This is a genomic window from Sphingomonas olei (assembly GCF_045369765.1).
Classification (GTDB): domain Bacteria; phylum Pseudomonadota; class Alphaproteobacteria; order Sphingomonadales; family Sphingomonadaceae; genus Sphingomonas; species Sphingomonas panaciterrae.
The window spans coordinates 1-12,454 of sequence record NZ_JBIQEU010000002.1 but is presented as its reverse complement, the minus strand read 5'-3'; the positions used below and the strand labels follow the sequence as shown (position 1 = coordinate 12,454).

The window sequence follows — 12,454 nt, the reverse complement described above, 5'->3', positions numbered from 1 at the left end:
TCCTCGCCATGTTTTGGACCTGATCCGTCCCTAGTCGATCGCCATGAACGTCCTGGCCTGCTGCGCGCACGCCAATATCAGAAGACGGATAGGCATCGTGAACACCATCTCTCCCGCCCGCGATTCCCTGGCAGCTGACAAACGAGCAATCGCGCCGGTGCTGGTCCCGGATGTCTGCGCGATCTCGGGCGCGCCCGCCCCCTCAGCGGAGATGAAGGCTGATCCGAACCGTCCCTTGATCATCCGGGTGGGCAAGCATCTGCGCGGAGTCTTCGACCGGCTGATCGCCTCGTCATCTTTGGTGTCGAACGATCCCGTGCTCGACGTGCGCACCTTCCCCTGGACGCAGCTGCTGCGCGACAACTGGGACGCGATCCGCGCAGAGGCGATCGATGTCGCACTGCGCGGTCAGGCCGCGCCCAGCCTCGCCACCATCTCGCCCGACCACCGGTCGATCGCACAGGTGAACATGTGGCGGTCGTTCTTCATCTGGGGCTACGGCTATCGCATCGACGAGAACGCCGACCGCTGCCCCACCACTGCCCGCCTCGTCGAGCAGATCCCCGGCCTGAACAGCGCCTTCTTCTCGATCCTGGCGCCCGGCACACACATTCCCGCGCACCGCGGCGTTTCGAAGGGGCTGATCACCTGCCACCTCGGCCTGATCGTGCCCGATGACGGCGACGTGCGCATGCGCGTCGACAACCGCATCGTGCGTTGGCGCGAGGGCGAAACCCTGGTGTTCGACGACACCTATGATCACGAAGTGTGGAACGAGACCAGCGGCACCCGCGTGGTGCTTCTCGTTCAGTTCGAACGGCCGCTGCGCAATCCCGGCAAGTGGCTGGCGGATTTCTTCCTCGGCTTCGTGCGCCGCTCCGCCTTTGTGCAGGAGGCCCGCAACAACATCTCAATGTGGAATGCGGCGGTGAAGCAGATGGACGTCTGATCGCCGCCGGCTAACCCGCCCGTATCAGGCGTCGGCGAACGCCGCTGCGATCACCAGCCGCTTGTCATCCCATTCCGGAACCGCCTGCGGCGTCATCGGCACCATGAAACGCTTGCCGGTCGGGCGTTCGACCTCGATCACATCGCCGGCGCCGAAATTCTCGACCGAAACGACGAGGCCCAGCGTCTCGCCAGCGTCGGATACCGCTGGCAGGCCGATCAGGTCGGCATGATAATATTCACCCTCTTCCAACGGCGGCAAGGCGGCGCGCGGAACCGACAGTTCCAGCCCGCGCAATCCTTCCGCGGCCGTGCGGTCTTTCACTTCCGCAAACCGAGCGATCGTTCCGCGCACGCTTTTCAGCGTCAGCGCGCCATTGTTGAAGGAGGTATAGCTGGCAAGATCATCGGCGAAGAGCTTGAGCTTCACTTCGCCGCCGATGCCGTGCGCCCCCGTGATGACCGCCAGGACGACCTGCGGTTCACCCGTTGGGGGAGCCTTCGCCGCCTGTTGGGGCGTTGTCTGCGCCTTCGGCGGGCTCACTCGCAGAGACTCCTTCGTTGCTGGCGACCTGTTCGTCGTCATCGCTTGCGGTCCTGGGGTCTGGCGCGTGAGGCTTGGGGTCGACGGTCATGGCACGTTCCTTTCGCTGCCGAAGGAAAACGCGCCATGACCCGATTTGATGCTTACTGCTCGGCCGTCGCGTCGGCGACCTTCTCGGCCTCTGCGCTCGGCGTCTCGGTCGCTGCGTCGACTTCCGCGGCCATCACGGCCTCGGTCTCGGCCTGCGACGCTTCCTCAGCGGCCTTCAGCTTCTCGGCACGCTCCTCGGCGCGCTCCTTGGCCTTCTCGCCCGGCTCGGCCTTCTTCGGGTTGTTGCGGGCTGCACGCTCGCGAACGCCGGCGAGGTCGAGGAAGCGGGCGACACGATCAGTCGGCTGCGCGCCATTGCTCAGCCAGTGCTTCGCACGCTCCGCGTTCAGCACGACGCGCTTCTCGTCGTCCTTGGCGAGCAGCGGGTTGTAGTTGCCGATCTTCTCGATGAAGCGGCCATCACGCGGGCTGCGGGCGTCAGCCACGACGATGCGGTAGTACGGACGCTTCTTGGAGCCGCCACGCGACAGGCGAATGCTGAGTGCCATTGTAGTCTTCCTTGCCTTCTGATTTCACGCCCCCGCGCCGGCGGGGATCCTTTGTTGATCATCGTGCCCCAGTGGGGCGGTTGCTTACTTCTTGAACTTCGGAAATCCGGGCGGCAGGCCGCCCGCACCACCCGGCAGACCAGGGAGCCCGCCGCCGGCCTTGCCCAGCATGTCGCCAAGCTCCGGCCCGCCCAGCGCGTTGCCGATACCGGCCATGCCGCCGCCAGGACCACCCTTGCCCAGCATCGCCAGCATGCCCTTGATACCGCCCATCTTGCGGATCTTCTTCATCGCGGTGGACATTTCCTGGTGCATCTTCAGCAGCTTGTTCACGTCCTGAACGGTCGTGCCGCTGCCTTTGGCGATGCGGATCTTGCGCTTGGCGTTGATCAGTTCGGGCTTCGATCGCTCCTTCGGCGTCATCGACGTGATCATCGCGTCCATGCGCAGCAGAATGCGTTCGTCGACCGCACCGTTGGCCATCGCCTGCTGCGCCTTCTTCATGCCGGGCATCATGCCGGCGAGCGCGCCGAGGCCACCCATGCGGCGCATCTGCGCCAGCTGGCCACGCAGGTCGTCCATGTCGAACTGGCCCTTGGCCAGCTTCGCCGCCATGCGCTCGGCGTCTTCCTGCTGGATCGACTCCGCCGCCTTTTCGACCAGGCTGACGACATCGCCCATGCCCAGGATTCGGCCAGCGACACGCTCGGCATGGAACGCCTCGAGCGCGTCCATCTTTTCGCCGACGCCGGCAAACTTGATCGGCTTGCCGGTGACGGCGCGCATCGACAGCGCCGCACCACCGCGCGCATCGCCGTCCATCCGGGTCAGCACCACGCCGGTCAGCGGCACCTGCGCCGAGAAGCTCTGCGCGACATTGACGGCGTCCTGGCCGGTCAGCGAATCGACAACGAGCAGGATTTCCTGCGGCGTGGCGATTTCCGCCACCGCCTTCATTTCGTCCATCAACGCCTGGTCGACGTGAAGGCGCCCGGCCGTGTCGAGCATCAGCACGTCGAAGCCCTGCAGCTTCGCCGCCTGAAGCGCGCGGCGGGCGATATCGACCGGCTGCTGCCCGGCCACGATCGGCAGCGTCTGCACCTCGATCTGCTTGCCCAGCGTCGCCAGCTGCTCCTGCGCCGCCGGGCGATTCACGTCGAGCGACGCCATCAGCACCTTCTTGCGATCGCGGCCCGCCTTGCCGCCCGACAGGCGCTTGGCGATCTTCGCGGTCGTGGTCGTCTTGCCCGACCCCTGCAGACCGACCATCATCACCACCGCGGGCGGCGTGACGTCGATCTTCAGCTCGGCCGCTTCGGGATCGTCGCCGCCGAGCATCGCGACCAGCGCGTCATTGACGATCTTGACGACCTGCTGCCCCGGAGTCACCGAGCGCAGCACGTTCTGGCCGATCGCCTTTTCGGTGGCCTCTTCGACGAACTGCCGCGCGACGGGCAAGGCGACGTCAGCCTCCAGCAACGCGATGCGCACTTCGCGCATGGCCTGCCGGACATCGGCCTCGGTCAGCGCGCCACGGCCGCGAAGACGGTCGAATACACCGCCAAGACGGTCGCTCAGGCTGTCGAACATCGCGTCAAACTCCTTTCTTCCGCCCAAACGCAAAAGCGCCGGCGGGCGAAACCTCGCCGGCCAGCGTGCACCACAATGGGCGCTTGTCTTCAGCGTTCAACTCGGAACGTTGCGCGGCCTGTACGGCAAACCGCGCTGCGGGGCAAGCATCGGGCAGTTAACAAATTATACATGGCCCCGCCGCATCATGGGGCGAGATGGAAGACTCGGCGCCCCCCGCCCAGGTCTCGCATGGTTCTGCTGAACCGCGCGCTACCCCTGCAGGCCGTATCACGATCGCCGCGATCGGGCTGTTCGTGGCGCTGCTCGGTGCGACGGCCGCCACCCTTCTGCAGCGCAGGTTCGGCGGCGCGATCGACGAACTGATGGTCCTCGCGCTTCTCCTGAACGTCGCGCTCATTCTTCTCGGGTGGCACCGCCATCGCCAGATCACTCAGCTGGTCGGGCAGCGGCTGGCGAACAGCGCTCGTACCCGTCTGACGCCGACGAGCGATCCGCTGACCGGCCTGCTCAATCGTCGCGCATTGACGGAGCAGGGCAGCGCCATGCTGCTCGATGCGTCGCGCAGGCACCGCGCCACCGCGCTCCTGCTGGTCGATCTCGATCGCTTTCGCGCGGTGAACGAACTCCATGGCCACGCCACGGGTGACAAGCTGCTCGCCCGCGTTGCCAGCCAGATCCAGGCCGAGCTGCCACCTTTCGCACTGGCCGGACGGCTCGGCGGGGACGAATTCGTCTGCGCCTTCGTCTTCGATCCGCGCGATCCCGATACCGTACAGCGTATAGCCGAGCGCCTCGTCAGCCACCTCGCGCAGCCGATCGAGATCGACGGCGCGGGCATTCAGATCACGGCTACCATCGGCCTTGCACGGTCGGACGTGGAGCGTGGCTCGATCGACGCGCTGACGCGCGCGGCCGAAATCGCGATGTGCGCCGCCAAGGAAGCCGGGCGAAACCGCGTCGGCTGGTTCGATCCGGCGATGGCGCGTGCGCTGCAGGCGCGCAACGAACTGGAACAGGCGCTGCGCGACGCCATTCCGGCGGGCCAGATCATCCCCTATTTCGAACAGCAGATCGACCTCGCCACCGGCCAGTTGTTCGGGTTCGAAGTGCTCGCCCGCTGGGACCACCCGGTCCACGGCATCATCCCGCCAGACCGGTTCATCACCATCGCCGAACAGACCGGCATGATCGCCGACCTGTCGCTGGCCGTGATGCGTCAGGCGTTCCATGCCGCGCGCGACTGGGATCCCTCGCTCAGCCTGTCGATCAACATCTCGCCCGCGCAGTTGCGCGACGCCTGGCTGCCGCAGAAGATCATCAAGCTCCTGCTCGAAACCGGCTTCCCCGCGCATCGGCTGGAGATCGAGATCACCGAAGGCGCGCTGTTCGAAAACCTGCCGCTCGCTCAGTCGATCGTCGGCAGCCTCAAGAACCAGGGCATCCGCGTCGCGCTGGATGATTTCGGCACTGGCCATTCCAGCCTCGGCCACCTGCGCGCGCTGCCGTTCGACCGGATCAAGATCGACCGGAGCGTGGTGAAGGCGGTCGCCAGCGACAGCGACAGCGCCGCCGTGGTCAGCGCCATCGCCGGCCTTGGCTCCAGCCTGAACCTGCCGGTAACCGCAGAAGGCGTCGAGGACATCGAGACGGAGGGCTGGCTGCGCAACCTCGGCTGCGCACGCGGCCAGGGCTATCTCTACGGGCGGCCGATGAACTCGGCCAACACGCGCAGGCTCCTGGCGGAGCGGCGCCTCCTTGCCCCCGGCGCGCCGCTGCTCGATCCCGATCACCGCCTCGCCGGCTAACCCCTCAATTCGTCGGCGCTCGCCGGCGATAGCTCAGCGCCTCCGCCACATGGATGCGTCCCACGGTGTCGGAACCCGTCATGTCGGCAATCGTCCGGGCGACGCGCAGGATGCGGGTATAGCCGCGCGCTGACAGCCGCATCGTCCCCGCCGCCTGCGCCAGCAGTGCACGTCCCGCCGCATCCGGCGCGCAGAACGCCTCCAGCACATCGCCATCGGCTTCCGCATTCGTCCGTATGCCGCGGTCGCGATATCGCTCCTGCTGGATCGCCCGCACCTGCGCCACGCGGGCGGCGACCTGCGCCGACCCCTCCACTGGCGGCGGCAGCATCAGGTCGGCGGCGCTCACCGCCTGCACTTCGACATGCAGGTCGATCCGGTCCAGCAAGGGGCCCGATACCTTCGCCTGGTAATCGGCGGCGCATTTCGGCGCCCGGGCGCAGGCCAGCCCGGCGTCACCCAGATAGCCGCAGCGGCAGGGATTCATCGCCGCCACCAACTGCACACGCGCCGGAAAGGTCACATGAGCGTTGGCGCGCGCCACGCTGACCGTGCCGGATTCGAGCGGCTGGCGCAGCGAGTCGAGCACCGCACGCTGGAATTCGGGCAGCTCGTCGAGGAACAAGACCCCCAGATGCGCCATACTTACCTCGCCCGGCCGCACCTTCAGCCCGCCGCCGGTAAGCGCCGCCATCGAGGCTGAATGATGCGGCGCGCGGAACGGCCGGGTGCGGGTTAGCCGTCCGTTCTCCAACACCCCCGCCACCGATTGCACCATCGACACTTCCAGCGCCTCGGCCGGATCGAGCGAAGGCAGGATGCCCGGCAGACAGGATGCCATCAGCGACTTGCCGGCACCCGGCGGCCCGACCATCAGCAGGTTCGATATGGCTACACCGACAATCGACGTGTCTGTGGATAAGCGTGTAAGGCTGAGCAGAGGCAGCTTGTGGGCCGCAAGCAGACGGTCCGCCTTTAGGTGCGATCACCGGAGAGCGGACATTGCGGTCTCTATACCTCCTCGTGCCAGAGGACGTGCACAAGCATTCGCATGCGGGGAACCGCTGCCTGAGGCTCGGAAATCTAAAATCCAGCCCGGGCGCACCGGACGCCAATTTGCCATCGGCTTCATGACGAAATGTATGCCAGGATCGAGCCGAACGAATCGCGAGCACGACGTGCAATGCGGCAGCGAACCGATCCCGGCCGTTATGGAGTTCAGCTACCGCCGTTACGGACTAACCGGGCTCGCTGAGGCGGGTTTGGCGCTGAGCGACGGCCATAGCCAGCCCACAAAAGCCTTCGATCGCGAAGCTGGCTCCTAGCAAAACGCCGAGTGCCTCCGCTCCGGCCCACGTCCAGTCGCCTCCGCCGAAGATCAGCGCGACGAAGGCCGCGATAGGAGCAGAAAGGAGCAATAAGACTGCGGAGCAGAGATCGACTAGGCCGCGTGCGATGAGCCACGGTCGCATCCGGTCTTCAACGAACCTGGAGGCGATCAGAACACCCATGCCGCGAACAGCAAGCGTGGCAGCGACGAGATTGAGCATCGTCAAGAACTCGAGTGCCGGGTTCAGCAGGAGAATTGCTCCTGCGGCGGCCGTGAGCAGGGCAAGAACGATGAAGCTTCGAGGCTGCAAAGACCGGCGTCCGACGAACTCGGCAAGTAGTTCGGAAGCGCCGCTCGCGAGGAGAAGCCAGCCTACCGAGCTGGTGAACAGAGCGCGGTCGACGAGCGGAAATACGGCAATCAGCAGCCCTAAAGTTAGCGACAACACGCCCGCACCGAAAGTCCACGCAGCGCGTCGCAAAACGTCTTCGCCTGCGTCTCGACGACGAGCCCCGCGATCCTCTGCGGTCGACCGATTCAGGCTGCCTTCGCCTTTCCGCGCAGTCGGATCGCCTGCACTACGAGCACGATACCAGCGGCGAAAGCGAAGATGCCGATCATCCACGCCACCGAGAGGATAGTAGCAAGGGGGTCACTCATCAGGATAAGCGGAATACCCAGGCCGAGGAGGATCGACAGCAGGCCTGACAAGCCAAGCAGCCACTCGCTCTTGATTTCCTTACGAAGCCGAATTGCAGCAGTAATCTCCAAGACCCCGGTGAGGATGGACCAGGCAGCGATCGTCGCAAGCGAGATGTAGGCGTAGGTGATCGTGCTGAGGATCGGCACCAGCAAAAAGAGTGCTCCAACAAGTATCCCGACGAGGCCGCGCAGAATCAGCGCCCACCAGCGCTCCTGCTTGTTTCGGGCTCCCTTGATGCCGCTGACCACCGAAGCAACGCCGTCCACGAAGGCGTAAGCGGCGAAGAACATCGTGAAGGTGAACAGCGCGCTAACGGGGAACAGTAACGAGACGATGCCGAGCGCGATGGCGAGCAGCCCGCGCAGCAGGAACCATCCCCAATTGATCTTGGGAAGTTGACCTGCATTCTCTTGCTGTTCGGTAGGTGCCGCTGTTCCACTCGTCGTCGCCATTTGTTGCCTCCGATACTGTGTTTTGCTCCGTGAAACCGCCCTCCTGCGGAAACCTCGGTTGGCGCAGGCCTCGAGTGGGCCCCCGCGCCGGCTAGCCGGTTGCCGCTCCTGTCAATGCTGGTGGATCCGAAGCGGGGAAAGATTCCAGTGACGCTTCCTCGACCTTGTCGAGGTTAGGATCGTGAGAAGGTTCGCGCAGCGGGACCCCAGCATAAGTGTCGCCGCCGGCTTTCGCAGCGTCGGACCTCAGGGCGACCTTTAAGGCCGCGCGATCCCGCTCACCGAACAACGGTCCTGACCAAGTTTGACCCCAGTGCAGAGCGCCGGAGAGGTCATACTTGAAGTTGTCAGCATAGGACTGAAGCGTCAGCCGGCGCGGCGAAGGCTCCTGTACCTCGTACGGCCAACCCTGTCGCTCCGCATACTGGATCGCACTCTGAAGATCGGGAAACGTGAGTCTCACCTGCGAAAAGGGACCGGCGCTGCCCGTCCAGCCAGTCAGCGGGTCGACCAAAGCGCGAGACGAGCGGCCAAATTCGAGTGTCCATCCCTTGCGGGTGGGGCGGGATGAACTCACAAGCTGGTCGGCTGGGCGGATGTGCGCCACCGGCAGTGTGTCGTAAGCCGGCAACGAGGTGCCGGGCAGGCGGGGGACGGCACGCGACTGATTATCCGTCCTCGACAGCGACGAATACTCGGAACCCGCATAGGCCACGAGATGGTCCTCCTTATTCTGCGGCGTCCGCTGTTTCCTGAGCGTCTGCTTTTTCGCCTTCGGCAGACGGTGTATCGGACGGCTGACCTTCCGAGGCATCCACTGGGGGCGTGTCAGACGTTGTCGGCGTCGGGCGCGGATCGAGGCGGACCTGCCGATCGCCGCGATCCCAATGCGCGATCACCGCGTCCCCTTCGCTGATGTTGCCGGCGAGCATCTCGCGGGCAAGCTTCGTCTCGAGCTGTGAACGGATCAGGCGCCTGAGTTCGCGAGCGCCGAACTCCGGTTTAAACCCTTCGGCGGCGAGGTGTTCGAGCAGGCTGTCGTCCACTTCGAGCGTGATCCCCTGGCCGTGGGCGGTGCGGATCACCCGCTCCAGCTGAAGCTGGACGATATCCCGGATCTGCTCGCGGCCAAGCGCGTGGAAGATGATAATCTCGTCGATGCGGTTTATGAACTCAGGACGGAAGTGGCCGCGCAGCACATCCATCAGCTCGCCCCGCAGTCGCTCCTCGCCGCCCGGCTCGCGCCGATCCCGGGTCTGAAGGTCGCGCTGAATGATTTGCGCGCCGAGATTGCTGGTGGCGATGATGACCGTGTTGGTGAAGTCGACCACGCGGCCCTTCCCGTCGGTAAGCCGCCCGTCGTCGAACACCTGGAGGAGCACGTTGTAGACATCGGCATGAGCCTTCTCGATCTCGTCCAGAAGCACGACCGAATAGGGCCGGCGCCGGACGCGCTCGGTGAGCTGCCCGCCTTCCTCATAGCCAACATAGCCCGGAGGCGCGCCGATCAGCCGGGCGACGGTGTGGCGCTCCATATATTCGGACATATCCATACGAATCATGGCGTCCTCGTCGCCGAAGACCGTCTCAGCAAGCGCCTTGGCGAGTTCCGTCTTGCCGACGCCAGTCGGCCCCAAGAACAGGAACGTCGCGATGGGGCGGCGCCCCTCGCGGAGACCCGCTCGGGCGAGCCGGACTGCATCGGAGACGGCTTTCACCGCTTCCTCCTGGCCGACCACCCGCTCGTGAAGGCGTTCCTCCATCTTCACCAGGCGCTCGCGCTCCTCCGTGGTGAGCTCGTTCACCGGCACGCCGGTAAGCTTCGAGACGACCTGTGCAATATGCTCGACGCGGACCTCGGCCGACGCGGAACCCCGCTCGCGCCGCCATGCATCACTAGCCTGCTCTAGCTCCTTGTTCTTCGCATCCACCTGATTCTGGATATCCTGGCTGCGGTCGAACTGCTTGCGGGAGGTAGCATAATCGCGCTCGCGCTCGAGCTGCCGGAGCTCCGCCTCCAATTCCTGCACGTCGACCGGCCGCGCCGTCGCGGAAATCTTCACGCGCGCCGCCGCCTGGTCAATGAGGTCGATCGCCTTGTCCGGCAGAAAGCGCTGGGTGATGTAGCGGTCCGAAAGCTCCGCTGCGGCGATGACCGCCTCTTCCGTAATCGTCACCTTGTGGTGCGCCTCCAGCGTGTCTCGAAGCCCACGCAAAATCATGATTGCCTGAGCGACGGTCGGTTCTGGCACGAGCACCGGCTGGAACCGGCGTTCGAGCGCCGCATCCTTCTCGATATGCTTCTGATACTCATTGAGCGTGGTTGCGCCGATGAGGTTGAGCTCGCCTCTGGCCAGCGCGGGCTTGAACACGTTGGCGATATCGAGCCCGCCTTCGCCGCCGCCTTGCCCGGCGCCGACGATGGTATGGATCTCGTCGATGAACAGGACGAGGCTGTCCTCCTGCGCGCGCACCTCTTCCAGTATCTGCTGGACCCGCTCCTCAAACTCACCGCGATACTTTGAACCGGCCACCATTGAGTTGATGCTAAGCTCCACTAGGCGCTTGTCGCGCAGCGCCTCGGGCACCTCGCCAGCCACCATGCGCTGGGCAAGACCCTCCACAATGGCCGTCTTTCCTACGCCGGGCTCACCGATTAGCACGGGATTGTTCTTCTTCCGGCGCGCTAGCACCTCGATGGTCGTTTCGATCTCGCGCGCGCGGCCGATGACGGGATCGAGCTTGCCATCCCTCGCGAGCTTGGTGAGATCGCGGGCATACTTATCAAGATTAGGCGTGTTCGTCGGCGTGTCGACCCGACCCTCCTCGGCGCCTCGGCCGACCACCTTCGTCACCTGCTGACGGATCGCCTGCGGCGTGAGGCCGTATCGGCGAAGAAGGTCGGCAGCGACGCCTTCACCCTCCTCAGCGAGGCCGATTAACAGATGCTCTGGACCAACATAAGAATGGCCGAAGTCCCGTGATGCACCGAAAGCACGGGAGAGCGCGTCCTTGAGCCGTGGCGACACCCCGATCTCGCCGCCCTCACTGTCCTCAGCATCGCCGCGACGGGTTTCCGTTTCGATCTGATTCCGGAAGTCGTCCAACGATACCTTGAATTGCTCAAGGATGGTGCGGACGACATCGCTCTCCGTCAGTGCAAAAAGCAGATGTTCGGTGTCGACCTCGCGCCGCCCAAAGTCGCTCGCGCGCCGGGCGGCGCCCTGCAGTATTTCCTCGGCATGCTCGCTGAGGCGCTCCGCAACGCCCGCTGCGGCGCCGCGACCACGTGCGCGACCGCGTCCAGCGCCCGTTGGAATGGCCGTACCGCCGTCCCCATTATCAGAAGGATCCCCGCGCTTCCGCGCCCGGCCAAGCGGGCTACTCCCGAAGAAGTCTCCGCCGAAAAAGTCGTCGAACAGATTACCGCGACCGCCAAAGAGTGATTCAAGCGGTGAGCTCTGTCGGCTCTGACGAGCAAGGCGCCGGTAGTCGACGTCGCACAGCTTCATCTGCTGCCGCTCGCCGTTGCTGAGCACCGTTGCCTGAACGGTGGCAGGTCTTTGATGACAGATGTCGCAAAGTTGGGAAGCCATAGTCGCGATCTCGCTGAGTGTGTTTCTGCTAACGCCTTACAACCCGAACGCTCGAATAAGCGCCGCTCAGTGCGTCGCGCCCTAGTTGGACATGCGCGCGCTGAAGCTCATCAGCCCACCCCGTCCAGCTTGCTCCGCCTGCGGCGACGCTCGATCTCCGTAGGGCGAACCGTCGTCCGTCGGTGATGACAAACGAACGGCGCCCAATCCGGTTCGATCGCGTGCCTGAAATTCTTTTCTTAACTTACTTGGTGTTGGTCAGCGGTAGCCCTGCAAGTTCGGGATTGAGTTCCACCCTCAGCGCGCGGATCCTCTCAACCGCATCACGCGCTGGAACGCCGAGGGTGATCAGGGTCTGCGTGGCTAGCGCTAAACCTGCCGCGAGGTTCTCGGGAAACACGTGGGTAGCTCCAGCCCGGACCAACGGCTCCAGGGCGGAGGCGTCTCGCGTACTTACAATTACCGGTAGCCCTGCATCCAACGATCTGACTTCATGAATGAGGTGTTCGAGCCGTTGCCGAGAATTCAGCAGCGCGACGACGGCTGTGGCTCTGTCCGCTCCCGCTGCCCTCAGAATGCCGCGCCGAGTGGCGTCGCCGAACACCACGTTATGACCTTGCGCTTGCGCCTGGCGAAGACGATCCGGGTCGCGCTCGATCGCCACATAGCGCACGCCACAATCCTCCAAGGCCGTTGCCACGAGGCGGCCCACGGGACCGCAGCCTGCAAGAACGACATGATCCGTCAGACCGCCTGCTCGGTCCCGGACGATTGCCTCCTCGGCACTCTCCTTCTGAATGAGGTCATGATCTGTAATTTGCAGTCGCTCGGCGGTTGTCCCTTGAGGGTCTCAAGGATCTGTCCGCACTCGCCGGCCTGGGGGT

Annotated in this window: 10 protein-coding genes and 1 pseudogene; 2 read left to right on the top strand and 9 right to left on the bottom strand. The window is 64.8% G+C overall.

Features of this window, described 5'->3' with window-relative positions; translation table 11 throughout:
* The first annotated feature begins 97 nt into the window (after window positions 1-97).
* Window positions 98-949 (top strand): aspartyl/asparaginyl beta-hydroxylase domain-containing protein, encoded by an 852-nt coding sequence (locus tag ACH0BU_RS02620; protein WP_500263693.1) that lies wholly within the window; start codon window positions 98-100, stop codon window positions 947-949.
* A 24-nt stretch (window positions 950-973) separates the two neighbouring features.
* Here ACH0BU_RS02620 and rimM read toward each other — a convergent pair whose 3' ends face one another.
* The 3 genes from rimM to ffh all read right to left on the bottom strand — a co-directional run bounded on the left by rimM (window position 974) and on the right by ffh (window position 3,681).
* Entirely contained in the window at window positions 974-1,492 is a 519-nt protein-coding gene (rimM, locus tag ACH0BU_RS02615) for a ribosome maturation factor RimM (RefSeq protein ID WP_500263692.1), read from the bottom strand.
* Window positions 1,493-1,635: 143 nt separating this feature from the next.
* Window positions 1,636-2,091 (bottom strand): 30S ribosomal protein S16, encoded by a 456-nt coding sequence (gene rpsP / locus ACH0BU_RS02610; protein WP_046410223.1) that lies wholly within the window; start codon window positions 2,089-2,091, stop codon window positions 1,636-1,638.
* Between the two features lie 84 nt (window positions 2,092-2,175).
* Complete coding sequence (gene ffh / locus ACH0BU_RS02605; protein WP_046410221.1) at window positions 2,176-3,681, bottom strand: signal recognition particle protein; 1,506 nt, start codon at window positions 3,679-3,681, stop codon at window positions 2,176-2,178.
* Between the two features lie 197 nt (window positions 3,682-3,878).
* Between ffh and ACH0BU_RS02600 the strand changes: the two genes are divergently transcribed.
* Entirely contained in the window at window positions 3,879-5,489 is a 1,611-nt protein-coding gene (locus ACH0BU_RS02600) for a putative bifunctional diguanylate cyclase/phosphodiesterase (protein ID WP_500263691.1), read from the top strand.
* A 4-nt stretch (window positions 5,490-5,493) separates the two neighbouring features.
* On the opposite strand, the pseudogene ACH0BU_RS02595 reads toward ACH0BU_RS02600, so the two are convergent.
* The 6 genes and pseudogenes from ACH0BU_RS02595 to ACH0BU_RS02570 all read right to left on the bottom strand — a co-directional run.
* Window positions 5,494-6,372, bottom strand: a pseudogene (locus ACH0BU_RS02595) (YifB family Mg chelatase-like AAA ATPase); the annotation flags it as partial.
* 355 nt (window positions 6,373-6,727) lie between these two features.
* Window positions 6,728-7,300 carry a DUF308 domain-containing protein gene (locus ACH0BU_RS02590; RefSeq protein ID WP_500263690.1) on the bottom strand — a complete coding sequence of 191 codons (573 nt, stop codon included), beginning with the start codon at window positions 7,298-7,300 and terminating at the stop codon, window positions 6,728-6,730.
* A 56-nt stretch (window positions 7,301-7,356) separates the two neighbouring features.
* A complete protein-coding gene (locus ACH0BU_RS02585) occupies window positions 7,357-7,974 on the bottom strand; it encodes an HdeD family acid-resistance protein (protein ID WP_500263689.1) in 618 nt (205 codons plus the stop codon).
* 91 nt (window positions 7,975-8,065) lie between these two features.
* Complete coding sequence (locus tag ACH0BU_RS02580; protein WP_500263688.1) at window positions 8,066-8,689, bottom strand: NADH dehydrogenase ubiquinone Fe-S protein 4; 624 nt, start codon at window positions 8,687-8,689, stop codon at window positions 8,066-8,068.
* A gap of 13 nt (window positions 8,690-8,702) precedes the next feature.
* Window positions 8,703-11,570, bottom strand: coding sequence for an ATP-dependent Clp protease ATP-binding subunit (locus ACH0BU_RS02575; protein WP_500263687.1), 2,868 nt, complete (start codon window positions 11,568-11,570; stop codon window positions 8,703-8,705).
* A gap of 244 nt (window positions 11,571-11,814) precedes the next feature.
* Window positions 11,815-12,318, bottom strand: coding sequence for an NAD-binding protein (locus ACH0BU_RS02570; protein WP_500263811.1), 504 nt, complete (start codon window positions 12,316-12,318; stop codon window positions 11,815-11,817).
* Window positions 12,319-12,454 lie beyond the last annotated feature (136 nt).